The 24,717-nt window shown below is 46.9% G+C and carries 21 protein-coding genes; 18 read left to right on the top strand and 3 right to left on the bottom strand.

Going from position 1 to position 24,717, the window contains the following annotated elements; translation table 11 throughout:
• The 8 genes from HPY31_RS25540 to HPY31_RS25505 form a co-directional block, all read left to right on the top strand.
• A partial coding sequence (locus HPY31_RS25540) for an Ig-like domain-containing protein (protein WP_172142956.1) occupies window positions 1–412 on the top strand: 412 nt, incomplete at its 5' end.
• A gap of 15 nt (window positions 413–427) precedes the next feature.
• Window positions 428–1,414 (top strand): RCC1 domain-containing protein, encoded by a 987-nt coding sequence (locus tag HPY31_RS25535; protein WP_172142955.1) that lies wholly within the window; start codon window positions 428–430, stop codon window positions 1,412–1,414.
• 133 nt (window positions 1,415–1,547) lie between these two features.
• Window positions 1,548–6,887: an RHS repeat-associated core domain-containing protein gene (locus HPY31_RS25530; protein ID WP_371811785.1), complete on the top strand. Its 5,340-nt coding sequence runs from the start codon at window positions 1,548–1,550 to the stop codon at window positions 6,885–6,887.
• A gap of 2 nt (window positions 6,888–6,889) precedes the next feature.
• On the top strand, window positions 6,890–7,192 hold the full coding sequence (locus HPY31_RS25525) for an immunity 53 family protein (protein WP_253901950.1): 303 nt from the start codon (window positions 6,890–6,892) through the stop codon (window positions 7,190–7,192).
• Window positions 7,193–7,503: 311 nt separating this feature from the next.
• Window positions 7,504–8,019, top strand: coding sequence for a TlpA family protein disulfide reductase (locus HPY31_RS25520; RefSeq protein WP_253901949.1), 516 nt, complete (start codon window positions 7,504–7,506; stop codon window positions 8,017–8,019).
• A complete protein-coding gene (locus HPY31_RS25515; RefSeq protein ID WP_016739144.1) occupies window positions 8,016–9,800 on the top strand; it encodes an ABC transporter ATP-binding protein in 1,785 nt (594 codons plus the stop codon). Before HPY31_RS25520 ends, HPY31_RS25515 begins: the two co-directional genes overlap by 4 nt.
• A 15-nt stretch (window positions 9,801–9,815) precedes the next feature.
• A complete protein-coding gene (locus HPY31_RS25510) occupies window positions 9,816–10,370 on the top strand; it encodes a MauE/DoxX family redox-associated membrane protein (protein ID WP_172142952.1) in 555 nt (184 codons plus the stop codon).
• Window positions 10,371–10,378: 8 nt separating this feature from the next.
• Window positions 10,379–10,540 (top strand): hypothetical protein, encoded by a 162-nt coding sequence (locus HPY31_RS25505; protein ID WP_016739146.1) that lies wholly within the window; start codon window positions 10,379–10,381, stop codon window positions 10,538–10,540.
• Window positions 10,541–10,814: 274 nt separating this feature from the next.
• Here the strand turns inward: HPY31_RS25505 and HPY31_RS25500 are convergent, their stop codons facing one another.
• Window positions 10,815–11,261: an acetyltransferase gene (locus HPY31_RS25500; protein ID WP_172142959.1), complete on the bottom strand. Its 447-nt coding sequence runs from the start codon at window positions 11,259–11,261 to the stop codon at window positions 10,815–10,817.
• Window positions 11,262–11,459: 198 nt separating this feature from the next.
• On the opposite strand from HPY31_RS25500, the gene HPY31_RS25495 reads away from it, so the two are divergent.
• A complete protein-coding gene (locus HPY31_RS25495) occupies window positions 11,460–12,566 on the top strand; it encodes a peptidylprolyl isomerase (protein WP_172142951.1) in 1,107 nt (368 codons plus the stop codon).
• Between the two features lie 78 nt (window positions 12,567–12,644).
• On the opposite strand, the gene HPY31_RS25490 is transcribed toward HPY31_RS25495, so the two are convergent.
• Complete coding sequence (locus tag HPY31_RS25490) at window positions 12,645–13,676, bottom strand: superoxide dismutase (protein WP_172142950.1); 1,032 nt, start codon at window positions 13,674–13,676, stop codon at window positions 12,645–12,647.
• A gap of 170 nt (window positions 13,677–13,846) precedes the next feature.
• On the opposite strand from HPY31_RS25490, the gene racE reads away from it, so the two are divergent.
• Together racE and HPY31_RS25480 are read left to right on the top strand one after the other, a co-directional pair.
• On the top strand, window positions 13,847–14,659 hold the full coding sequence (gene racE, locus HPY31_RS25485) for a glutamate racemase (RefSeq protein WP_172142949.1): 813 nt from the start codon (window positions 13,847–13,849) through the stop codon (window positions 14,657–14,659).
• Window positions 14,660–14,755: 96 nt separating this feature from the next.
• Window positions 14,756–15,808 (top strand): GerMN domain-containing protein, encoded by a 1,053-nt coding sequence (locus HPY31_RS25480; RefSeq protein WP_172142948.1) that lies wholly within the window; start codon window positions 14,756–14,758, stop codon window positions 15,806–15,808.
• Between the two features lie 19 nt (window positions 15,809–15,827).
• On the opposite strand, the gene HPY31_RS25475 is transcribed toward HPY31_RS25480, so the two are convergent.
• Complete coding sequence (locus tag HPY31_RS25475; RefSeq protein WP_172142947.1) at window positions 15,828–17,075, bottom strand: MFS transporter; 1,248 nt, start codon at window positions 17,073–17,075, stop codon at window positions 15,828–15,830.
• Window positions 17,076–17,289: 214 nt separating this feature from the next.
• Here HPY31_RS25475 and rph point away from each other — a divergent pair, with 214 nt between their 5' ends.
• From rph to lonB, 7 genes are all read left to right on the top strand, one after another.
• Window positions 17,290–18,051, top strand: a complete 762-nt coding sequence (gene rph / locus HPY31_RS25470) for a ribonuclease PH (protein WP_172142946.1) — start codon at window positions 17,290–17,292, stop codon at window positions 18,049–18,051.
• On the top strand, window positions 18,044–18,637 hold the full coding sequence (locus HPY31_RS25465; protein WP_172142945.1) for an XTP/dITP diphosphatase: 594 nt from the start codon (window positions 18,044–18,046) through the stop codon (window positions 18,635–18,637). Before rph ends, HPY31_RS25465 begins: the two co-directional genes overlap by 8 nt.
• Before the next feature lie 30 nt (window positions 18,638–18,667).
• The gene (locus tag HPY31_RS25460; protein WP_172142958.1) at window positions 18,668–19,207 is read left to right on the top strand and encodes a metallophosphoesterase family protein; all 540 of its coding nucleotides are present in this window, start codon (window positions 18,668–18,670) and stop codon (window positions 19,205–19,207) included.
• 124 nt (window positions 19,208–19,331) lie between these two features.
• Complete coding sequence (tig, locus tag HPY31_RS25455; RefSeq protein ID WP_087350684.1) at window positions 19,332–20,624, top strand: trigger factor; 1,293 nt, start codon at window positions 19,332–19,334, stop codon at window positions 20,622–20,624.
• A gap of 131 nt (window positions 20,625–20,755) precedes the next feature.
• Window positions 20,756–21,337: an ATP-dependent Clp endopeptidase proteolytic subunit ClpP gene (gene clpP / locus HPY31_RS25450; protein WP_007722241.1), complete on the top strand. Its 582-nt coding sequence runs from the start codon at window positions 20,756–20,758 to the stop codon at window positions 21,335–21,337.
• A gap of 20 nt (window positions 21,338–21,357) precedes the next feature.
• Complete coding sequence (gene clpX / locus HPY31_RS25445) at window positions 21,358–22,623, top strand: ATP-dependent protease ATP-binding subunit ClpX (RefSeq protein WP_012685515.1); 1,266 nt, start codon at window positions 21,358–21,360, stop codon at window positions 22,621–22,623.
• A 197-nt stretch (window positions 22,624–22,820) separates the two neighbouring features.
• Complete coding sequence (gene lonB / locus HPY31_RS25440; RefSeq protein ID WP_172142944.1) at window positions 22,821–24,518, top strand: ATP-dependent protease LonB; 1,698 nt, start codon at window positions 22,821–22,823, stop codon at window positions 24,516–24,518.
• Window positions 24,519–24,717: the final 199 nt, after the last annotated feature.

Here is a 24,717-nt window from a genome sequence, read left to right as displayed (position 1 = left end):
GGCTCAGCAACTGGCAGCGAATCCTGGTACGGTGTTGCTCCCGACGTCTCAAAGCAAGCCGTTGCAAATCACGGCGACCTATCTAAATAACAGCACCCAAGATGTCACGACGCAGTCGACATATGAGAGCAGTAACCCAGCAGTTGCATCGGTAGATGCAGCAGGAGTGATCACGGCAGTAACCGTAGGGACAACGAATATCACAGTGAGCTACTATAACAAAACGATCACGGTTCCTGTGGAAGTCAAGGAGATCGAAGTGAAAGCCAAGCGATTGTCCGCCGGTGGAGCACATACATTGATGGTGAAAAAAGACGGAAGTGTATGGGCCTGGGGCCAAAATGAGAAGGGACAGATAGGAAATAATAGTCTACAAAATAGCACAGTTCCAGTATTAACGAATGACAATTAAATGGAGTGAATTTAAATGAAAAAAAATCTAATGAAGTCAAAATTAATAAGTAATATTTTACTGATGATGCTTGCAGTTCTATTTCTATCAAAAGAGACGACTTTGGCAGCTGGTAATGCAGTGAGTAGTGCAGCTGGGTATCAGCACTCTCTCATCCTTAAGAGCGATGGTACAGTTTGGGCATGGGGTGATAATTATTACGGTCAATTGGGAGATGGTACAAAAGTTCAAAAAAATGTTCCTATCCAAGTAAAAGGGCTTACAAATATTTCGCGTATTGCTGTGGGAGCGAACCATAGCGTAGCTTTAAAAGCTGATGGTACAGTATGGAGTTGGGGATCTAATAATTACGGTCAATTAGGTGACGGCGCAAATACGCATAGTGCCACACCGGTACAAGCAGTGGGCCTTACAGATGTTATTGAGATTGCTGCTGGAGGATTTTATGTAATGGCCCTTAAGAAAGATGGAACGGTGTGGATGTGGGGAAATACGCATTCTAGTTCAACAAATAGACCATACAAAGTAGATTATCTTACAGACGTAAGGTCGATTGCTGCTGGGGGCAATCACAGTCTTGCTGTTAAAAAAGACGGAACAGTATGGGCATGGGGGGCAAACTCTAATGGTCAATTAGGTATTAACACTACAACAGCGACTCAATCTCCAACTAAAATAAATGAACTTTCAAATATTGTTTCTGTTGCTGCAGGACAGAATCATAGTTTGGCTCTTGATGTAAATGGGAAAGTATATGCGTGGGGCTACGGGGGCGATGGACAAATTGGTGATGGCAATACTAATTCAACACAAGCTGTTCCTGTAAAGGTACCAGAATTAACAGAAATTGACGAAATTGCAAGTGGGTCTAATGCGTATCATAGTTTAGCTTTAAAGAGAGACGGAACAGTATATGCTTGGGGAAGAAACAGTAGTGGTCAACTAGGAAATGGAGCAACTACAAACAGTAGCAAACCCGTAAAAATCACATTTACACCATAATTATTACGAATAAATCCCCCTTCTAAGCAAGGGGGACAACTTTTCTTTCGGAGGCATTATGAAACTCCTGTCGACAAAATCAACCCTGATCTTTATTTTATGTCTTTCACTATTTACGACGATGATACCACCAGTGAGCACCCTGGCAAATGAACCGTCAACCCGAGACGTATCAAATACTCAAAGTATAGAATCATCAACTCAAAACGAGACAATAGATGAAATCCAGCAATCCATCGCAGAGCAAAATCTCACCGCTCTACCAGAAAAAACAGAAGCAAAAAATCCAGCATCATATAACGCCGAGGACATCGCTTCACTAACATGGACCGAGCTGGATGCAAACACAGCAATAGAAATCCACCAAACATTCGACCGATCTTTACTAAAATACGCTGCCTATTTCTACTCAGATCTATTGCAGCTGCTTTCAACTGAAGAACAAGCAGAAGTCAAAGCTTTTTCCAGTGACCAGCTCATTTCTCAATTCGATAATCTCAGTCAGGAAAATAAGGCCCTCTTAAATCGCCTTACACCCCTTGTAGCATCGAAAGTAAATGAACTCAAGAGCTTGGAAGAAACACTCGACATTCAAGCAGTGAATACAACTCCTCCAGAAGTTCTCTACACGGAAAAAGATCAGGAGTTTCGCTTTGCTCGTTCAAAAACAGAGCAAGCCGTAGATGATGTATATCGCTCTGCAAACTTGGTCGAGCAAGATCTCTACTTACCAGGAAAGCATGGACTGGATCTGGATATAAAACGCAGATACCACTCCCTGAGCAGTAAAATCAGTGCACCAAGCTGGGACGATGATCTAGACAAGAATGAAGCCCTAAAGGCCAATGAGAAATTTGCAACCGGCTGGGATTTTAATATGCCGAGACTGGATATCGTCACGCGTGAGCAGGCAGCCACGGTAAGGGACGACCCCTATAATCCAGGCCAGCAAATTTACTCCACCAAAGTAGACAAGAGTCCAACGGCGAATCGTTATTACATTAGCTTAGAGGACGGGACATCTTTAGAATACCGGTTCAACAAGTTTGTGAATTATCCATATAAAGACATCATGTTTATCACGGATGACGTGAATCGGAAATACACACTGCATTACCGTAATCTGAAGTATGAATTCGATGTCAAGCTGGGAACGGTCGTCAAATCCAATATTTATGGGGATACAATCAAGTACAACCTGAACAGTGACGGAGAGCCGGTGAGCATCGAAGACAGTGTCGGCCGCTATGTGGTGCTAAAACGAAAGCAAAACGACACCACACAAGACTTGATTGTCTATAAAGACAAGACAGAGACCACCGTGCTCAAGCACATTCGCTACCACTTTGAACGAAAGCTTGCATTGAACGGTTACTTTCAGCTCGTCCGAGTAGAAGTCTTGCCGACAGCAGGGAGTGGAAGCGGTTCTTATACAGTAGCAAATTATTCCTATCATAATCCTACTACCAAGGGTATTGCTTATTTCAACTTAAACAAAGAATACACGCTGGATAAGCTCCCAACTGATCAAAGCCTTCAAGATTCAGCAAAGTATTGGGAATCGGATACAAAGAAGCGTAAGGAAATCGATTACTTGCTCATGCAAGAGGTTTCCTATCCGTTGCAAGGATTAAAAATCAACTACGAATATCGTCCCTATCAACTAGGTCAAACGACGTTCAATGACGGTCTCGTACGGATTTTTCAAGACAAGTATGCACTGAGCTATGTAGCCTATCATCCAGTCAATAAAGTATCGTACAGCTATACGCAGAAAACGCCGAAAGGAACCAATACGTATAAGCTGGAAAAGAACTATGCCAATAACGACAACCTCCGCGAGATATGGAAGGTACCAAAGGAACAACTGCCCAGATTGAAAAATTTTGCGGAACGACATGGGGATACCATCCAAGTCACCGAATCTGAGGCTTCCCGTTACACGAAGAATTCCATTTACAAGGTCAATCAAGACGGAAATACGTTGCTGCGAAGCGAGAAGACAACAGGCGTGAGCAAAGGCGGAACGAATGTATCTGGCGCGAAGTATCGGGTCGAGTACAATCCAACTACGTACACAACCTATGCCTATTCCGGCCGGAACACAAAGCCGACGTATCAATACGTTTTCTTGGAACCGACATCGGCAGTGAGCGATCTGGATGTTTACAATTCCTACTTGAAAGACCCAAACCTTTCCAATCGCTCACGGTATGCGGCCAAGATCAACAATTACGCTCAAGAGACGTATTTGGAATATAACGATTACGGACAGCTAACCAAGCAGATTGCACCGGACGGGATTGTAAGTACATGGACATATGATGCAGAAGGGGTAAATCCATGGGGTTTCCGGACCTTCTCCGTATTAAAGGCAGCCAGAACGCAATCAACCTCCGCCTCGGGCGATCCGTATTATTCGAATACGACATTCGAGTACAACAATCAATATTTGCTTCGGAAGGAAACGGAGATCAACTCGTTCCCTGCCAATTTAATCAACAATCACAAGAGCCAATCAATCGAACGGACATATGAGTACACCAATAACCAGCTCTATTCGATTACAGAGAACTTTGGCGGAGGAAAGACACGGACGCAGACCTTTACCGCCTATGATCAATATGGCGTTCAGCCAACACAAATCGCACTCGCAGGTGTTGAGCTGGAAAGCGGCAAATCGGATGTATTGAATTTTTCCTACGACATCGATGACAAAGGCCAAATCAAAAGCCAGACCTATCCGAACGGAAGCAAAGCTACATACGATTACGATGAGTTAGGCCGACCGTTATCGGAGACTTTTCATAATCAAGGCGCAAAACGAACCATTACGTATGTCTATCGGGACGGCGAAGCTTCTGGATCGAGTTCAGAGGGACCGGGCATTGTGGAGAAAATTGCCCCGGATCAATCGAAGCTGATCACTTACTACACCCCGTATGGAGATACCGCCTATCAAGAGCAGGTGGGCACGACAGGTGCGAAGCGTCAATTGGTAGAAAACGAGTTTACGCCGGATGGAATGGAGATTAGTCGCACGGTTCCTTACGGGAAGCAGGAGCAAAGCACCTCGTACCTGTATGACTGGGACGGTTTTGTGTATCAAACGACGAATTCCTTAGGAACTACTAAGAGCCATCGAAACAATGCCTACTCGGATGGAACAAGATACTTACCTCGTCTGACGGAACAAACGCTCTCTCCGAATGGCTATATCGCGACCACCTACCGTGATTTGTATGGAAAAGTGGAGAGCACGGAGGAGACTACGCAAAGCGGCGGCAGTCACAATCGCGTAACGAACTACCAGACGGATCGATTCGGGAAAGTAACCAATAAAGAAATCACAGACGGCAAAACCTCCCAAGCGTGGAGTATGCGCTTCGATCACAACGACAATCTGGTTTATTTGCAGGACCCGGAAAATAACGTAAATGTATACGGGTACGATGGGCTAGGCAATCTCACCAGTGTATTGGAGAACGGGACCACTACCGCTGAGTATACCTACAATAGTTTGTCGTGGAAGCTCTCGGAGAAGAATCCAGAGACAAAAGCGGAGACGTACACCTACGATAAAAGCGGTCTTATGAAGAGTTACAAGGACAAAAACGGCGTCACATTCAACTACGACTACACGCCTTTCCATGAGTTGAAGAAAGTTTCTTCCGGCGCTTCTTTCTATGAAGACCGGGTGTACGATCCACAGTCTGGACTGCTTCTGAGTGAAAATAATCACACCGGAAACTCTATTAGCTATGGCTACGATGGATTCCATCGGAAGAATCGCCAAACGATGATGGGCAAGGACTACCAGCTTCTCTATTCTGATAACGACGATACGATAGATACACTCGTATACCCGGCAAGGGGGGCGGTATCTGGTTCAGCCCCATCTCTAAGTGTCGGATACACTTATGACAACGCAAACCGCTTAAATTCGGTGGCGATACCGGGAGTCGGAACAACCACGTACACGTACGATATCAGTAACTCAGGAGAAACCAATGCAGTATCGTATCCGGGACAACCGAAAGCGATGCAGCAGTCGGTTAGCTCATTTGGTGAAAAAACAGCCTTGAATCACGCAGACGGCTGGAATGAGACAAATGGTTACGATCTGTTTGGGAATATCACCAGTCAAAAGCGCTCCGGTACGAATTATGGATTGTTTGTGTATGACAAGCTTTCCCGGATCAAGGAAGAATCGGTGGAAGGGAACGTTAAGCAGTATTCCTATGACAAGCGCGGCAACCGCCAAGTGTATGCAAACGCTCCGGTAGATATCCTGCGCTCCTATGAAATGAAGCACGATTTGTTTAATCGTTTACAGGAGTACAAGGACGAGAAGGGGACAACGACATACACGTATTACCCAGGTGGACTGCGTGCGACGAAGCAACAGACTGGCAGCGTGACAGATACGACTCACTACGTCTATTTGGATGGGCAAGTGATTGAAGAGCTGACGCAAGATAGCAGGGTCAAGGCGCGGAATGTGTTTGGTAACCAGTTGATCTGGCGAAAGGACTATGCGTCGAATCTTGAAGGTACCTACTATTACAACAGCCACGGTGATGTTGTCAAAATCAAGGCTCCAAATGGGAATGTCCTGAACACGTATGACTATGATATTTGGGGCAATCTGATTGCGGATAAGGTCAAAGAGACGATTTCCAACCCGTTTATGTATGCGGGGGAGATGTTTGACAAAGAGAGCGGGTTTTACTACCTGCGTGCCCGGTATTATGATCCGAAGATAGGGCGGTTTATCTCGGAGGATACGTATAAGGGGCAAGTGGATAATCCGCTGAGTTTGAATAGGTATACGTATACGCATAATAATCCAATTAGATTCATAGACCCGAGTGGGCATTATATAGATCAAACAAGTGGCGGGTATTTTGGCGGTAATCACGCTGATCTTGTGATGTCTTGGGGAGAAAGAGCAGTAACTTATGCTGACTCTAACAAAATAGATTATGATGAAGCAGTCGAGGCGATTGTACCCGCAAATTTAAAGCCGGAAGTTCATGAGGTTGTATTTCAAATTGGTGCTACGAGGACACAAAGAATTGTAGGAGATGTACCTGATTTAGGATTTGCAGTTCCTGCCACCGGTGCATTAGCGGCGGGGACGTTGAAAAATACGTCTAAGGAAACGGGTGAAGTTGTACAGAAAAATACTGGAAAAGCTAAGAACTTTATGAAATCCGATCCAAAAGCAACAGGAGACCATACGGTTCTAAAAAGAGATCCTAAAACTAATGAGGTTACAAATTATGAGACTTATAAAGCCAATCCATTAAATCCTAGTGGTTTTGATAAGGTTCAACGTTATGATGGAAAAGGCAAAGGTCATATTAATAAGGTAACGAAGCAGAATGTGCCTACACCTCATGTCAATGGTAAGTCTATTCCTGGTGGAGTTAGACCGGCGAATCCAAACGAAATTCCAAGGAAGAGGTAGAGATGATGGATACATTAAGATGGCTTCAAGATTGGTATTTTCAAAACTGTAACGGTGATTGGGAGCATAGCTTTGGAGTGAAGATCGACACTGTAGATAATCCAGGTTGGTCTGTTGAAATTAATATAATTGAAACAAATTTAGAACATGAAAATTTTAATTCAATAGAAGTTGAAAGAGATGAAGAAGATTGGTATTACTGTATAGTCAGGGATGGAGTATTTCATGGTGCAGGTGGAGTAAGGAATTTAGAAGAAATATTGACTTGTTTTAGACAGTGGGCTTCAAGCGTAGACACAAATTAGATCTTTTTCGTATTAACTAAGGAAACCTTGATAGGCGTAGGCCTTTTAAGGTTTCTTTTTTTGTGGGGCTACCCAGTGCCGAATGAAAGGGTCTGTTAAGAATTTCCTGTAAACCCAATCAATCTAAATAGACGAAAAGACTTCATCCCCCTAATTAGGAAGCCATCCAAATCTATTCTGCCTTCCCTGAACCACAAAATAATGACAAAATTTAAATATTATGGTATTTTCTCTGTAAAAACACGTCACGCCTCTCGTATTATCTCGAGTCGCACGAAAGGAGATCGATAGATTTGCTCATAGCCATAAACATGATCTTTCTACTTATCTTTGCCTTCATACTGGCAAAACTTCTCACCCTACTAAAACAAACACAAGATCAGGTCCATCACTTCCACCCATTCATCCCAGAGACCGGACCAGCAATCGGCACCAAACTACAATCGCTACCTTTCCGAACACTAAACGGTCTAGAGCAGCAACTAAATCACCTGCCCCGCCCACTGATCGTAAACTTCACCCATACAGGCTGCGGGCACTGTGCCAATCATGTGCACGAACTATTATCCGAGGGAAGGGTACTCACAGATGCATCCGTAATCATCTCGACAGAATCCGAGTACATAACCACTGCCCAATGGCTACAAGAAAACAACATATCCGGTATACCAGTATTGATAGGCAACGAACCCATGCTGGAAGCATACCAGATCAACCATTTTCCCAGCGTTTTCGTAATTGATGAACAGGACGTCATTCGTGCCAAGCCGATAACCGCCGTGGAAACCAAAAAGAAGCTCCTGGCGCTAGCAGGTGAGCCAGCATGATTCGCTCCTATTTTGCCAAAACCGTTCGATTGATCTGGACACATGGCAAGCTATGGCTCATTTGCTCTATTGCCCTGAGAATCATCCTGGCATTTTCCCCGTTGGCTACGATCTGGATCATGAAAGAAATGGTGAACGAGGTTACGGCCATTGCGCTGGACCACACGGATGATTACCAGCCGTTGATTTGGCTGCTTGCTGGATTGTTTTCCGTGACGTTGGTGACGAATGCGTTGGAAACGGTCTTGCGTGTTCTCACTGCCCATACGGAGCAACGGCTGGAATATCATTTGGAGCATATGGTAGCAAAGAAAGCAGCATCTGTTCCGCTCTCTTATTTCGATGATCCGGAATTTTACAATCATCATCACCGCATTCGGGCAGAAGCAATGGGGGAACGCTTCTTGGACCCTCTGGAAAGGGTATTGGATCTCGGGAAAAATCTGATTACTCTGATTTCGTTTGCGGTATTTTTGTTTAGCATTCACTGGGGATTAGCTGTGATGAGCTTGCTGGCCGTGATCCCGCTGTTAATTGTCCAAATCAAATTTGGTATGTCGGAATACTATCTCGCAAGGCTACAGACGCCAGAGATTCGCGAAGCCTCCTACATTAGCTCGATCCTGAATGAGCGCGACAGCTCCAAAGAGGTCCGACTGTTTCAGCTCAAGGACTTTTTGCTAGGCAGATGGTCTCGCCTGTTTTTGAAAAATATGAAAGAGGTACTTCGTCTGCTCCACCGCAGAGAAAAAGCACTGATTTTCTCAGGGATATTTACCTCCTCGATGTATATTGGCTGCTTAGGATTGGTCGTATCGCTGCTTCGTGCGAGCGCCCTGATGGTAGGGGATTTTGTAGCGATTGCACAAGCGGTACAGAATACGCAGCAGCTGCTTTCGCAAATGACCTTTAACCTCGCACATATCGTCAACAGATGCTTGTACATCGCTGATCTGTTTGACTTTCTGGAATACGAGGATAAAACGATTCCGCAGCTCACTGGCAAAGCTGAGTTTCCCACCAAGCTGCAATCTGGTATTACGTTTGATCGGGTATCGTTTTGTTATCCCAAAATGGAGCGGAATGTGATCCATGAAGTTTCCTTTACGATCAAGCGGGGGGAGCGTATTGCGATTGTCGGCGATAATGGCTCTGGAAAAACGACGCTCGTCAAATGCCTGATGGGGCTTTATCCGATCCATTCCGGAAATATTCTGTTCGACAATCAGTCGATTCGTGAGCTCGATATTTCCGACCTGCAACGAAATATCACGGTCATTTTCCAAGACTTCATACGGTACAACTTCACTGCTGGAGAGAACATCACCATTGGGAGAGTGACGCAGGAAGTCAATCCCGCCCAGATGAGGCAGGTAGCGGTTGAAACCGGTGCAGATACCTTTATTCGTAGACTACCTAGTGGATACGATACGATTTTGGGGCGGACGCTACAGGATGGCGAAGACTTGTCAGGTGGACAGTGGCAGAAGATCGCGTTGTCGCGTGCTTTATACAGAAGAGGAGAGATTTTTATTCTGGACGAGCCTACGGCGGCACTTGATCCGCAGGCAGAGCTTGAAGTATTTCAGCAGTTTGATGCCCTCACACAGAATAAGACGGCGATTTTTATTTCCCATCGGATGGCTGCGGCACGAATGGCGGATCGGATTTTTGTCATGAAGCAAGGTCAGCTGATCGAAGTCGGGCATCATGATGAGCTCATGGATGCAAACGGAGAATATTCGCGCATGTACCGCATGCAGGCGAAATGGTTTGCATAAGGAAGGAGGTGTGTTATGGAGGAGCTTGGGTTGCTGTTTCGACTGATTCTCGCGTTTTTATTTCTCAGCACGTTCGCCTCAAAAATAAGCGATATGGGCACGCATTTGTCCATTGTGCGAGCCTATCAGATCATACCTTATTCGTTGTCAAAAGGCTTTACGTATCTGGATCTAGGGTTGCAAGTCACCGTAGCGGTTTCCTTGCTAATCGGTCTTTTTACAACGCTGGGACTGTCCTTGGCGATGTTGTTGCTAGGGGTGTACACACTTGCGATCAGTATCAATCTAGCAAAAGGGAGAAAGAAGATTTCATGCGGGTGCGGCGGAATGGCGGGAAACCATTTTTTATCGTGGAAGCTTGTTTTGCGTAACCTCGTATTCATCAGTCTGGCAGTCTGTGTGGGGCAATGGAGCGGGGGCTGGGCGAGTGTTGACCATTATTTATTGTACGGCCGTTTCGAAATCACCAACGAAGTTATGGCTATCTTCTTTTCGAGTGTATGTATCTCACTGCTCATGGCGATTAGCGGAGAAATCAGTACGTTCAAACATATTTTGCGAAAAAGGTAGGGATGAACATGTCTACAGGCTGGATGATTGGGTTCGGGGTATTATGGGTGACGGTCATCGCAATTTTGGTCGTCTTGTTTCAAGTATTAAAGGTGGTCGGGACGTTCATTAATAAAATGGAAGCAGCAGAAGAGTACAGTAGAAGAAGCGACAAAAAAATGAATTCCTGAAATTTCAGAAAACGCTTTCATTTTTGATATAATCATTGTATTATATACCTGTAAATACAATTTATGACAAAATGGGGGCGATAAGAATGTTCAAGAAATTACTCCAAAAGCTCGGAGCAAGTGGATTTGCAGGATGCCAAAAAGGATGCATAAAAAATGGACCATTGTGTGATTGCCCTTGGTAGTTTTTCAGACACATAAGTAGAGCAAAGACTGTCTCGCAAGTAGAGAATTCTACTACATGAGGCAGTCTTGTTTTTTGAACAACCGATAATTAACGTTGTAAATCTAAATGAAGCAAAGGAAACGGCCTTCCCGAACCATCCAGTTCTGATCGTCCTGTTTGCACAAATCCATACCGTTTGTAGAAAGCGTGAGCCCCCTCGTTTTGCTCGTTGACATCTACTTTCAAATGCGGGCCATACTTACGCTCTGCATGTTCGAGTAATCTGCTTCCAATCCCTTTCCCGTGATATTCAGGATCAACGAACAGCATTTCGATTTTCGTTCCATCAAGGCCAATGAAGCCTACAGGCTCTTTCCTTTCGTTTATTTCTATCCATACCTCAACGGCAGATAGTGCTTCATTTTTTACCATGTTTTTATAAAACGCAATATCTTCCTTTGTCAAAAAATGGTGCGTACGGCAAACGGCACGATACCAGATATCTACCAATTGATCACGATAGCTGGCTTCATAAACAACAGTTTTGGTATTCATCATGAAACCTCCCAATTCAAACTAACAAACAAAAAGAGCGCTCTTGAGAGCTTATTATATAGAGATGCTAGGAACTTTCCTATCATGTTCACAGCTTTTGCTCTGCTTGGCAGAATTTTAAAATATTTCAGACATCCATTCACGGATTAAGCTATACTGTTTTTATGGAACAATCTTCTAATTAGTGGGGGCGGAAAAATGAAAAAACTCGTTTCTTTGGCAGTTGTTGCAAGTATTGCGATCCCGTTACTAAGTCCAACTTTTGTCCAACAAGCAGCTGCAAACGCTATTCATGACTATCGGAATGAAGTTCAGGTCAATCAGTTCCGTCCACATGGGGGAGATAAGCAGGAGGTGAATGATTTCATCGCGTCCTTGGTGAAGCAACGATCCAATCCTGCTGAGGTAGCAAAGCTGGTGGCAGATGACTCCTTGACGAATTTTGCGATGAAAACCTATATGGAAGGATTGGCGCAATACAAAAACATTCAGGTGATCGAAGCAAAGGTAGACAAGCTGTACACCGTCACGAAGGAGGATGCCTACAATAACTACCGCGCGATTGTAAAATTCAAATACGTCGGGTATACCGCAGATAACAAGGCCATTGAAAAAACGGATTATCTCGGCTTGGCCAGACTCGGGACAGACCCGGTAAACTGGAAGGCGTGGGGCGTCATTTGGCAGGACTCTGGCATCGATGTGTCAGATGTGAAGCTGATTCAGTTAGAGAAGCCGCGTAAAGGCGAAGAAGTATGCGTGATCACGACAGATGCGGGTGTGATCAAGCTGAGACTGTTCCCGAACAAAGCTCCAAAAGCGGTGGAAAACTTTAAAACACTCGCGAAAAAAGGGCAATACAACAATATGATTTTTCACCGTGTAATCAACGACTTCATGATTCAGGCGGGAGATTTGAAAGGGCCGGATGGCAAGGAGCTGCCGAGTATTTACGGTGAGTCGTTTGAAGACGAGTTTAGCCGGGATCTGTTCAATTTCAGAGGAGCACTCAGCATGGGGAACGCTGGACCTAATACCAATAGCACGCATTTCTACATTGTACAAAGCCCGAAGGTAGATCAGGAGTACCTCGATTTGTCGGCGCTGCCGCTGAACGCAGAAGCGAAGTATAAAGAGATTGGCGGACGAGCTTACCTCGACAATCGTCACACTGTTTTTGGGCATGTATTTGCCGGGATGGAGGTCGTAGACAAGATTGCAGCCCAGAAAACAGATGAGAATGCAAAGCCCATCCAAAATCCGATCAAGGTACAAAAGATCGAATTTGTCCCGTATAACGAATAAGTTTTGCCAACAAAAACCCCCTCTCATTCCTGACATTTGGGATGAGGAGGGGGTTTGTCAATGAAGGGGAGATGCAAGTCAATACGGCTCCCAGCGCAGTTTTCGTGCTTTTTCGAACCGCTCTTCCACATAGGGCCAGTTGACGATATTCCACCAGTTCTCTACATATTTGTCTCGCTGGTTTTGATACGTCAGGAAGTAGGCATGCTCCCATACGTCCAGAGCCAGTAACGGAATCACATCCCATTGTGACAGGTTCTGGTGCTTTTCGGCTGTAAGAATCTCCAGGTGATGTGCTCGCGGGGCCCAAACGAGGATCGCCCACCCCGGACCTTCTACCTTTTCTGCCGCCTGACTAAATTGTCTTTGAAAGGCGTCATTGGAGCCGAAATACCGATTGATTGCCGCTGCGAGATCACCAGAGGGAGTACCACCCCCATTTGGATTCATGGATGACCAAAAGATCGTATGCAAGTAATGACCGGCCCCATTAAAGGCTAGCTCGCGTTCCCAATGGCGTATGAGATCGAAGTTGCCACTTTCTCGAGCATCCGACAGCTTCCTCTCTGCTGCATTGAGATCGTCTACATACTTTTGGTGCAGTCTGTTGTGATGGATTTGCATGGTAGTTTCATCGATGTACGGCTCTAAAGCGTTGTACGCATAAGGGAGCGGGGGGAGGGTATGCTGGCCGACAGGCACAGGGCGTGCCGCACGGACTGGCTCACGTGCACCGGGATAGGAAACGGGTTCTGGCACAACAGGCACTTGTACTTCTTCGGCCACCGCTGGCTGTGCATTTATTGATTCCGCAACAGGTTCCTTAGCTTCTTCTTCCAGTTGGTCATCCTCACTCAACTGAGCTAGTCGTAAAAAGTGATGGAATTGCTCCTGCACTTGTTCTGCGCGAGTGATGAGAGTAGGGAGTTCGCCGCTGTCTTTTGTTGAATCAAGCTTGGATGCTTGCCTTCCGATCCGTGTAAATGTTTCTTCGAATTTGTGCAGATGCCGTTCGAGTTCTCGGTTGAGGGTCTTATGTTTTCGCAAATGCTCGATCCATTGTCGCCCCCATTGGCTCCAGTCCAGCAAATTCTTGGCTTCTTCTACCAAAAGATTCTCCTCCTCGTGGGCACATCATCACTCTCCACATTATGAAAGGCGCCTAGAGAAGGTGCGACATTTGCGGAGTACAAGAAATTTCATCTACGCATATGGTAGTAGCACAAATGTTTGAGTGGTATGCTGTACTATATTCATTTCAACAGGGGAGACACATTAGTATGAGTAGAGAACGAGCGATTGCCGTTATTGATTCAGGAGTGGGAGGATTAACTGTTGCGAAGGAAGTCATGCGTCAGCTACCCGAAGAACGGATTGTTTATGTAGGCGATAATGCCCGTTGTCCGTATGGCTCCAAATCGCCGGAAGAGATTCGTACCTACAGCTTTCAAATGATCGACTATGTAATGCGTACACCGTTAAAAGCATTGGTGATCGCCTGTAATACTGCGACTGCCGTCGTGCTGGAGGAAGCGATAGGGGATTTGCCGCTACCTGTCATCGGAGTGATTGAGCCAGGGGCGCGTGCGGCTGTTCAAGTAACGAAAAACGGCAGAATCGGTGTCATCGGTACGGAAACGACCATTCGTACCAAGGCGTATGAACGTGCGCTTTTGCGGATTCAGCCGGATCTGTACGTCGCAGGAATGGCTTGTCCCGCATTTGTGCCATTGGTGGAAAGCCACATGGCAAATACGGAGGAAGCAAGAAGAGTTGTAAAAGAAACGCTTGCCCCGTTCTTGCACGAAGATTTGGACACGTTAATTTTGGGTTGTACACACTATCCGTTGCTAGCACCAATTATTTCGGAAGTGATGGGAGATCGAGTACGCCTGATTAACTCCGCAGAAGAGACAGCGCGAGAATTGTCCCTGCAAATTGCGACGGACGCCGAACGCAAGCAAATAGAGCGCCCGGAACATCTGTTTGTGACGAGTGGGGACGCCAACAAATTCCAGACCATTGCAGAAGAATGGCTGGACTGCAAAGTGAACGTCCAGCACAACTCATTGGAAAAAACTGTCCAGCCCTGATGGAAGACCTTATCTGACGAGACAAACTTTCAACGCATAAACCCAAGCCTAGCTCGTATACATGGTAGTACAAAGTGTGTGGAGGAGGCTGGGGAAATGAAGATAAGGCACATCGGGAAAATGACGGCCGTGCTGGGAGTTAGCGCAGTGCTTTTGTCGGGCTGCGGTCTCTTTGGCCCGGAAAAGGAAACGATTAGTATTGATGCACCACCACAGTCAGAGGTATCTGTGGATTTGCCCAACGGCACGCCGTCCCCGGATGCTGCAAAAGATGGCGCACAACCGGTCGTTCAGGAGACTGGAGAGAGAATGGTGTACTTGCAGGATGCTAACGGCTATATCGTTCCTGTCTCGATGACGCTTCCGAAATCAGACGGTCCTGCCAAACAAGTATTGAGCTACATGGTAAAAGGTGGACCGGTTGAGAGCATGCTCCAGGGTGGCTTCTCCGCTGTCTTGCCAAAAGGGACAGAAGTAAAAGGACTTGTCATCAAGAACGGCGTAGCCACTGTCGATTTTTCCAAAGACTTCAAAACGTACGAAGAGAAAGATGAGAAGAAAATTGTCGATGCCGTCACCCGGGCGTTGACGGAATTTAGCACCGTCAAGACTGTGCAAATTTGGGTGAACGGAACACCGTTGACAGAAATGCCAGCAGCCAAAACACCCATCACGCTATTAGACCGGAATCAAGGAGTCAATCTCGAACTGGGCGATGGGGCAGTACCTGGAGATACCTCCAGCGTAACGGTTTATTTCCAAGGTCAGCTGGATGATACACGTACGTATTATGTCCCGGTCACTCGTCTGGTTCCTGAAACGACTGACATCGCCAAGGCAACCGTCGAAGAGTTGATCAAAGGACCGAAACAAGGATCTCAGCTCTTCAGTTCCTTGCTGCGTACGACACGTGTTCTGAATGTGAAGCAGGAAAAAGATTTGGTGACAGTCAACTTGAGCAGTGACATCCTCAAGTATGACGATGGCAAGGAAGCGAGCCCAGAAGCGCTGCAATCGCTCGTCTTGTCATTGACAGAGACGACAGGAGCCAAGCAAGTGCAGCTGCTGGTGGAAGGAAAACCGCTCGCTAGTGGCGCGTTTACCAAGCCAGTGAGCCGCCCAGTTCAACTCAATCCCATACAGATGTAAGGAACGAGCCACGCCCGTATTAACGAGCGTGGTTTTTGTTTGCCAATGGTTCGTTGCCATTAGCGCGTACGGTTCTCCAAATAACGGGCCCGAGCCCAAGCGATGGGATCGTGATCAAAAGACCTGCCACAAAGCCGACTATACGTGGGTCAGCCATCGTCAAAATCCAGCCGCCAAGGAGCATGGACAGACCGATCAGAATATTTGAGATCGTCGCATCCAAAGCGAATACTCTGCCATGGTAGCTGGGGGTGACATGCCGCATGATCAACGTATTCAGGCTGGCGTTTCCCATTCCTCCCGCCACGGTGGATAGCGCAAAAAACAGTGCCGTTACATAAATCGTAGGTGAAAAGCTGGTCAAAAGCAGTGCAAAGCCCTCCACTGCAAAGCTGCTGGCAGCCACTTCGTAAAAGTATCGTTGAAAGCGCTGAGCAAGTACTCCTCCGATGATGAAGCCAATTCCGATCGCACCGTACAACAGACCAATTCCCCATTCACCGGCAGCAAACACTTGATAGGCATAGACACTGATCAAGACATTAATGATCCCCCCGCCGATTGGCCACACGGCTTTTAACAAAAGGATGGCGTACACAATCGGTGTGGATGTGATGGCGCGTATCACCTCTCCGTAGGAAGAGACTTTAGCAGCCTGCTGCAACTGTACGTTAGAAACGGGGTCGTTTGGGGAGGCGGGTACCTTCAGCCTAGCCAGAAACAGAGCCGAGGCGAAAAAGGAGAGGGCATTGAAAAGAAAAGCGAGATCACTTCCCCACAGTGCAACAAAAATACCGCCGATCAACGAACCGATGGCCATGACGATTCCATAGATACTTTGATCAAGTGCATTCGCAGTCGCCAATTCCTCAGGGTCAACGATTTTGGGCAGCAGGGACATTCGTGCAGGATTGTAAAGGGAAGAAAAGGCAACTAACGAAAAAGTACCTGCATAGACCATCCATACATCTGATTTTTCAGATACGAACAAAAACGAAAGAGCAACGAAACCGCGAACGAGATCACAGGCGACCATCACTTTTTTTCGATCAAAACGGTCTGCCATTAGACCGCCCAGTGGACCAAAAATCAAGTGAGGCAGCGTGCGTAGTGCGAGGGTAATTCCGACTGCGATAGCTGTTCCCGTTATTTCGAGCAGCAGTGCGAGTACAGCAACGCTGTTAAACCAATCTCCGATTCCGCTTAAGAAATTGGCGGTTAAAAGGCGCCGCAGATTCGGCTTTTTCAAAAGAAACAAGAAGCTCATAAGTAAATTCACCTACCATCAAATTAATTAAATATCTAATTAGATAGTATTTTAAACACATGAGTGACGGCAAGAAATTTTTTATGAGGATGGAAGTGACAAGAATATTTGCAATTCACGTAAATAGGGAAGAGGCGTTTGTGCAGTGGCAGATCGTTTCCCGCCTCTGGTATAATGAGCGGAGTGTAACAAAGCGATTTAGGAGGAACTTGGAATGAGAGTGGATGGCCGTGCCCATGACCAATTGCGCCCAGTAAACATTACGCGCAATTACATTAAACACGCAGAAGGATCTTGCCTGATTGAAGTCGGAGACACAAAGGTGATTTGTACGGCGACTTTGGAAGAACGGGTACCGCCTTTTATGCGTGGTGGCGGGAAGGGCTGGATCACAGCCGAGTATTCCATGCTTCCCCGAGCAACAGCGACCCGCAACGCGCGTGAGTCGTCGAAAGGAAAAGTCGGTGGACGAACAATGGAGATTCAGCGTCTGATCGGACGTGCTCTGCGCTCCGTTGTGAACCTTGAAGCAATGGGTGAACGCACCATTTGGCTGGATTGCGATGTCATTCAGGCAGATGGAGGTACACGGACAGCTTCGATTACCGGAGCGTTTGTGGCAATGGTAGACGCAATGCAAAAGCTGGTGGATAGTGGCACCTGGAAACAGCTTCCGTTAAACGATTTCCTGGCAGCGACCTCAGTAGGGGTAGTCGGCGAGCAAGCCGTGCTCGATCTCAACTACAAAGAGGATTCTACAGCGATTGTCGACATGAATGTCGTCATGACGGGAAAAGGAAAGTTTGTCGAGCTGCAAGGAACAGGGGAGGATGCTCCATTTTCGCCTGAACAGCTACAAGAAATGATTGCCCTTGCAAAAGTCGGCATTGACAACTTGATCAACAGTCAAAAAGAGGCGCTCGCTGATGTTACGCTCTCTTTTGCACAATCGGTAGCGGAGGAAAGTCATGCCTAATCGAAAAAAAGTCGTTCTCGCAACACGGAACCAAGGAAAAGTGAAAGAATTCAACAGGCTGTTCGCAGATGCAGGCTGGGAAGGGATTAGCCTCGCTGAATTCGATGGTGTGCCTGAGGTAGTAGAAGATAAGGACACCTTCGAAGGAAATGCGCTGAAAAAAGCAATCGAAATCTCTACATACTTGAACATGCCAGCCCTGGGTGACGATTCCGGACTGGAAGTAGATGCGCTGGAAGGACGCCCGGGTGTTTACTCCGCACGCTTCGCTGGGGAAGATGCAACAGACGAGCAGAATTGGCGTAAATTGTTGAATGAGCTGGAAGAGGTATCGACAGAGGAACGCACAGCTCGCTTCCGTTGTACGTTGGCGTTGGTGATTCCGGGCGAAGAACCAATCATTGCCACTGGCGCTTGTGAAGGCGTGATTGCGCGTGAACCAAAAGGGTCAAACGGCTTTGGTTACGATCCGGTATTCTACGTCCCATCGATGGACAAAATGATGGCCGAACTCATGCCAGAAGAAAAGAACCAGATTAGCCACCGCGCTCGTGCCATGCAGCAACTGCTTGCAATCCTCAAGTAGACAAGAGAGAAAACAGGAGAGTGAAGCGTGATGGGAATTCTCATCATGAGCGATAGCCACGGCTTGGTTCGGGAAGTAAGCCAGGTCGTCAACCGACATCATGTCGAAAAAATTCTGCATTGTGGCGATTTTTGTGTCGACCATAAGCGCGAGCCGTTTTCCAACATGACGCTTGTCCGAGGCAATTGCGATTCGACACAAGAGGTGCCGACTGAGCAAGAGACCAAATGGCGCGACCTTCACATCCTGCAAACGCACGGGCATCTTTTCGGAGTGAAAGGCTCTCTTCTGCGCCTTCATTACCGTGCAGAAGAGGTCGGGGCAAATGTAGTCGTATTCGGTCACTCCCATGTACCTGTCTGTGGAGTAGAAAGAGACATCCTGTTTCTAAATCCAGGTAGCCTGCAAATGCCACGAGGTTTTCACGTACCGACATACGCTCTTTTAGAAGAGACAGGAACGAGCCCGACAGAAACTTACATATCCGTGGCGTTTTATGATCATGTAGGCAACCCGGTTCCACAATTGGGAGGGAACTATTCTGTTCGTCGACCAATGAGGTCTTCTTGAAAACTAAAAGATTTGTGCTATACTAGAATGGTTATAATGGCTAGAATATTATCATCCGAGCCTGCGAAGATACCATGGCGCGGCTGGCGATGTTCTGTTATTCGATTTAGGAGGGGAAGTTTACGTGGCAGCAAATTGGGAAAAGGTAGAGAATAACCAGGGAGTCCTGACGATTGAAGTAGATGCTACGCAAGTAGACGCAGCATTGGATCAAGCGTTTAAAAAAGTGGTTCAAAAAGTTCAAGTTCCAGGATTCCGTAAAGGAAAAGTACCACGCAAAATGTTCGAATCCCGTTTTGGTGTAGAATCTTTGTACCAAGACGCTCTTGACATTCTGCTTCCAACTGCATACGGACAAGCTGTTCGTGAAGCTGGTATCGAGCCAGTAGATCGTCCAGAAGTAGACGTAACGCAAATGGAACAAGGGAAAAACCTGATCTTCAAAGCGACTGTAACTGTGAAGCCTGAAGTGAAGCTGGGCGACTACAAAGGTCTGTCCATCGAAGAAAAAGACTTCTCTGTAACAGAAGAGAGCGTTGACGCTGAACTGAAGCGCATGCAAGAGCGTCATGCTGAGCTCGTAGCAGTAGAAGAGGGTGCAGCACAAACAGGCGATATCGCTGTAATCGATTTCGAAGGCTTCCAAGACGGAGTAGCTTTTGAAGGCGGTAAAGCAGAAGATTATTCTCTGGAACTGGGTTCCGGTACTTTCATCGCAGGGTTCGAAGAGCAACTGGCTGGTTTGAACATCGGCGAAGAAAAAGAAATTACCGTAACTTTCCCTGAAGAGTACCACTCTCCTAACCTCGCTGGTAAAGAAGCGGTATTCAAAGTGAAACTGAACAGCTTGAAGCGCAAAAACATGCCTGTTTTGGATGATGAGTTTGCCAAAGACGTGAGCGAGTTCGACACGCTGGAAGAGCTGAAAGCAGACACCAAGAAAAAACTCGAAGAAAAAACAGCGCAAGAAAAAGATCAATATGTTCGTGAGCAGCTCGTTCTGAAAGCAGCTGAAAACGCTGAGATCGATTTGCCAGCAGTAATGGTTGAGCATGAATTGGATCAAATGGTTAATGAATTTGGTCAACGTCTGCAATACCAAGGCATGACGCTGGAACTGTACTACCAGTTCTCCGGCATGGATGAGAGCCAACTGCGTGATCAATTGCGTGCAGACGCAACATCCCGCGTTCGCACTTCCTTGACTTTGGAAGCAATCGGCAAAGCAGAAAACATCGAAGCAACAGAAGAAGACGTAAACGCAGAACTGGATAAACTGGCTGGCGTATACGGCCGCCCAGCAGATGAGCTGCGCAAAATCTTCTCCGCACAAGATGGCATGGTTGCTCTGTACCGCGATGTGCAAACTCGCAAAACAGTAGATTTGCTGGTTGCAGAAAGCAAAGTAACAGCATAAGCTTAGAAGAACGCATGATTGGTCAGTGGGCAGGCTAACCCTGACGCTGGCTGTCAAGACCACAAGGCACGAGTGTATCGTGCCTTGTTTTTCCACCATTGACTTTTTTCGGCAAAGGAGGAAAATACATAATGTTAATCCCTATGGTCATCGAGCAAACAAGCAGGGGAGAGCGCTCCTATGATATTTACTCGCGCCTCCTGAAAGACCGGATTATTCTCTTGGGCACCGAGATTGATGATGAAATCGCCAATCTGGTTGTCGCTCAGCTGCTCTTCTTGCAGGCAGAAGATCCGGACAAAGACATATCGCTATACATAAACTCTCCAGGTGGCTCTGTTACAGCAGGAATGGCCATTTATGACACCATGCAGTACATCAAACCGGATGTGTCCACGATTTGTGTGGGCATGGCTGCCAGTATGGGTGCTTTCCTGTTGGCTGCTGGTGCAAAAGGCAAGCGCTTTGCTCTGCCAAACGCCGAGGTGATGATTCACCAACCGCTCGGCGGTGTGCGTGGGCAAGCAGAAGACATCCGCATTCATGCGGAATGGATTATGAAAACGAAGCGCCAGCTGAATGAGATTTTGTCTGAGCGGACAGGTCAGCCTTATGAACGCGTAGAGCAAGATACAGACCGCGACAATTTCATGAGTGCAGAAGAAGCAAAGGCCTACGGATTGATTGACTCTATTATTGAACGCAAAAACTGACCCGTTGTGAGGTGAAGCGCATGTTTAAGTTTAACGACGACAAAGGCCAACTGAAGTGTTCCTTCTGCGGCAAGTCCCAGGAACAGGTGCGCAAGCTGGTAGCTGGTCCTGGTGTTTACATTTGTGACGAATGTATCGAACTGTGCAATGAAATTGTACAGGAAGAACTGGGCACTGAAGAAGAAATTGATATGAAAGAAATTCCAAAGCCAGTGGAAATTCGCAAAATCTTGGACGACTATGTCATCGGTCAAGATATGGCGAAGAAATCCTTGTCTGTAGCGGTATACAACCACTACAAACGGATTAATTCCGGAGCGAAGATCGAGGATGTGGAGCTGCAAAAATCCAACATCATGCTGATCGGTCCGACTGGTAGCGGGAAAACGTTGCTCGCGCAAACATTGGCGCGCATTCTGAATGTACCTTTCGCGATTGCGGACGCAACTTCTCTGACAGAAGCAGGTTATGTGGGCGAAGACGTTGAAAACATCTTGCTCAAGCTCATTCAAGCTGCTGACTATGATGTGGAGAAGGCTGAAAAAGGAATCATTTACATCGACGAGATTGATAAGGTAGCCCGCAAATCGGAAAACCCATCCATCACACGTGATGTATCTGGTGAAGGCGTTCAGCAAGCGCTCTTGAAAATTTTGGAGGGTACCGTTGCGAGTGTTCCACCACAAGGCGGACGCAAGCATCCTCACCAAGAGTTCATCCAAATCGATACGTCGAACATTTTGTTCATCTGCGGTGGTGCATTTGATGGCGTCGAGCAGATTATCAAGCGTCGTTTGGGTAAAAAAGTCATCGGTTTCGGTGCAGACTTCGGGGATGGCGTAAAAGGCGATCTGAAAGCCGGAGAATATCTGAAATACATTTTGCCGGAAGACCTGCTGAAATTTGGTCTGATTCCGGAGTTCGTCGGTCGTTTGCCAGTACTGGCTACCTTGGAGCCGCTGGATGAGGAGACGCTCGTGCGTATCCTGACAGAGCCGAAAAACTCTTTGGTGAAACAGTATCAAAAACTGCTGAGTCTCGACGGTGTTGAGCTGGAGTTCGATAACGGTGCGCTGCTGCAAATCGCCAAAGAAGCGATTAAGCGCAACACTGGTGCGCGCGGACTGCGTGCGATTATCGAACAAATCATGCTCGATATGATGTATGAGCTTCCTTCCAGAGAAGATGTCAATAAGTGTGTGATTACCGAAGAAACGGTACGCGACAAAGTGAAGCCACAACTGTTGACCAAAGAAGGCCAGGAATTGCACGAAGAAACAGCCTAAGCATTGTCTACAAAAACCATCTCGTTATCAGCGAGGTGGTTTTTTTGTTGGTGGTTTACGTCTACGCTTGCGGGGCAATACTACTTGATATCGTTCAAGAGAAGCTTTACATATGCACAAAACGGTCATGAACGTGCTCCTCTCTCTTCGGAGGACAAAAGTTGACCGCAAGCGAAGACGCATGGGAGGGACTGCATATGGACTATACGACATTGGTCATTGCTGTCATTGAAGTGGTTGTTGGTATCGTGATCGGCACCTACTTTTGGAACTTGCTGCGAGCGCAGAGAAACACGAAAACCTCAACCGAAAAGGAATCGCGCAAGGATCTTGATTCTATTCGTAAAATGAGAATGGTTGCGTTGACAGAACCTCTGTCAGAGAGAACAAGACCAGCGACTTTGGAAGAGATTGTAGGACAAGAAGATGGACTTCGTGCGTTGCGTGCCGCTTTGTGTGGTCCCAACCCGCAGCATGTCATTATTTATGGACCACCAGGTGTAGGCAAGACCGCAGCGGCTAGGGTCGTACTCGAAGAAGCGAAGAAAAATCAGCTATCGCCGTTTTCTTCAGATGCCAAGTTTATTGAAATCGATGCGACGATTGCGCGTTTTGATGAGCGTGGGATTGCTGACCCGTTAATTGGCTCCGTACATGATCCAATTTATCAAGGAGCAGGCTCGCTTGGGCAGGCAGGAATTCCGCAGCCAAAGCCAGGCGCTGTGACAAAAGCGCACGGTGGCATGCTTTTTCTTGATGAAATTGGGGAACTTCATCCTATTCAGATGAATAAGTTACTAAAGGTTCTCGAAGACCGCAAAGTCATGCTGGAGAGTGCTTACTACAGCGAGGAAAACAACCAAATTCCTTCGCATATTCATGACGTTTTCAAATACGGTTTGCCCGCCGACTTTCGACTGGTTGGAGCGACGACGAGGCTGCCTGAAGAACTGCCTGCTGCGCTTCGTTCCCGTTGTCTGGAAATCTTTTTCCGTCCATTAAAGGCTGGGGAAATAGGGTGTATCGTGCGTACGGCCGTGCCTAAAATGAATATGAATATAGAAGACAGCGCAGTTTCAGTGATCGAGCGCTACGCGACCAATGGACGTGAAGCGATCAATACCTTGCAAATCGCCGCGGGAATTGCCCTGACGGAAGAACGCCAAGACATCCAGGCTGCTGATGTGGAGTGGGTAATGCACAGCAGTCAAAAATCGCCTCGCCCCGAAAAACAGGTGCATGATACACCGCAGGTTGGTTTAGTCAACGGTCTTGCTGTCTACGGTCCGAACATGGGCAGTGTGATGGAGCTTGAAGTGACTGCTTCACCCGCAGCTGTTCCTGGTCAAGGTCGAATGGCGATGACTGGAATGGCTGAGGAAGAGGAAATGGGCAGCCGCAGCCGGACGATTCGCCGAAAGTCGATGGCAAAAGGCTCGATCGAAAACGTTTTGACTGTATTAAGCAGAATGGGCGTCCGTCCGTATGATTATGATCTGCATATCAATTTTCCGGGAGGCATCCCTGTCGATGGGCCTTCTGCTGGCATTACCATTGCCACTGCGATCTACTCAGCGATTTTGAATCAGCCTGTCGATAATTTACTGGCGATGACTGGCGAAGTGAGTATACATGGGAAGGTAAAGCCAGTTGGGGGTGTAGTGGCAAAGGTGGAAGCCGCCAAACAAGCGGGAGCGACCAGAGTCCTCATTCCACAGGAAAACTGGCAAAGCATTTTTGCCGACATGAAAGGGATCGAAATCATACCAGTGTCCACTGTCACTGAGGTAATCGAGCTAGCTGTACCGCAAGCTACCATGCAAGAAGAAGAGGCAACGGGATTTACTTTGCAAATCCCAGCAGAGGATCTCGCTTCCTCTCCGCTATCCCTGTAACAGTCGGGTATGCTCGCAAATTAGACATCGGATTGTGTTTGCGCTACAATGGAAAAAAGCTTCTGCTTGCAAAGAGCCAGAGGCCTTGCCCGGCCTGAAACGAGCTCCACAAAAAATGATTGTGTATGATCTTTTTTGTCTCGTTTTTTGGGGCCGGGTGGGCGTTTAAAAAACGGCTTTGAGGGCCGTTTTTGTCTGT

Source organism: Brevibacillus sp. HB1.3 (assembly GCF_013186635.1).
Classification (GTDB): domain Bacteria; phylum Bacillota; class Bacilli; order Brevibacillales; family Brevibacillaceae; genus Brevibacillus; species Brevibacillus brevis_D.
Note: the sequence above shows the minus strand (reverse complement) of the source record. Positions and strands in the feature narration are given on the sequence as shown.

Bases quoted from the DNA above. Each gene is read 5' to 3' on its own strand.
- HPY31_RS25495 (WP_172142951.1), top strand. From the start codon at position 11,460: ATGAAAAAACTCGTTTCTTTGGCAGTTGTTGCAAGTATTGCGATCCCG.
- lonB (WP_172142944.1), top strand. From the start codon at position 22,821: ATGGACTATACGACATTGGTCATTGCTGTCATTGAAGTGGTTGTTGGT.
- clpX (WP_012685515.1), top strand. From the start codon at position 21,358: ATGTTTAAGTTTAACGACGACAAAGGCCAACTGAAGTGTTCCTTCTGC.
- HPY31_RS25500 (WP_172142959.1), bottom strand. From the start codon at position 11,261: ATGAATACCAAAACTGTTGTTTATGAAGCCAGCTATCGTGATCAATTG.
- HPY31_RS25475 (WP_172142947.1), bottom strand. From the start codon at position 17,075: ATGAGCTTCTTGTTTCTTTTGAAAAAGCCGAATCTGCGGCGCCTTTTA.
- rph (WP_172142946.1), top strand. From the start codon at position 17,290: ATGAGAGTGGATGGCCGTGCCCATGACCAATTGCGCCCAGTAAACATT.
- HPY31_RS25480 (WP_172142948.1), top strand. From the start codon at position 14,756: ATGAAGATAAGGCACATCGGGAAAATGACGGCCGTGCTGGGAGTTAGC.
- HPY31_RS25520 (WP_253901949.1), top strand. From the start codon at position 7,504: ATGATCTTTCTACTTATCTTTGCCTTCATACTGGCAAAACTTCTCACC.
- racE (WP_172142949.1), top strand. From the start codon at position 13,847: ATGAGTAGAGAACGAGCGATTGCCGTTATTGATTCAGGAGTGGGAGGA.
- HPY31_RS25460 (WP_172142958.1), top strand. From the start codon at position 18,668: ATGGGAATTCTCATCATGAGCGATAGCCACGGCTTGGTTCGGGAAGTA.
- HPY31_RS25515 (WP_016739144.1), top strand. From the start codon at position 8,016: ATGATTCGCTCCTATTTTGCCAAAACCGTTCGATTGATCTGGACACAT.
- HPY31_RS25535 (WP_172142955.1), top strand. From the start codon at position 428: ATGAAAAAAAATCTAATGAAGTCAAAATTAATAAGTAATATTTTACTG.
- HPY31_RS25505 (WP_016739146.1), top strand. From the start codon at position 10,379: ATGTCTACAGGCTGGATGATTGGGTTCGGGGTATTATGGGTGACGGTC.
- clpP (WP_007722241.1), top strand. From the start codon at position 20,756: ATGTTAATCCCTATGGTCATCGAGCAAACAAGCAGGGGAGAGCGCTCC.
- HPY31_RS25525 (WP_253901950.1), top strand. From the start codon at position 6,890: ATGATGGATACATTAAGATGGCTTCAAGATTGGTATTTTCAAAACTGT.
- HPY31_RS25510 (WP_172142952.1), top strand. From the start codon at position 9,816: ATGGAGGAGCTTGGGTTGCTGTTTCGACTGATTCTCGCGTTTTTATTT.
- HPY31_RS25465 (WP_172142945.1), top strand. From the start codon at position 18,044: ATGCCTAATCGAAAAAAAGTCGTTCTCGCAACACGGAACCAAGGAAAA.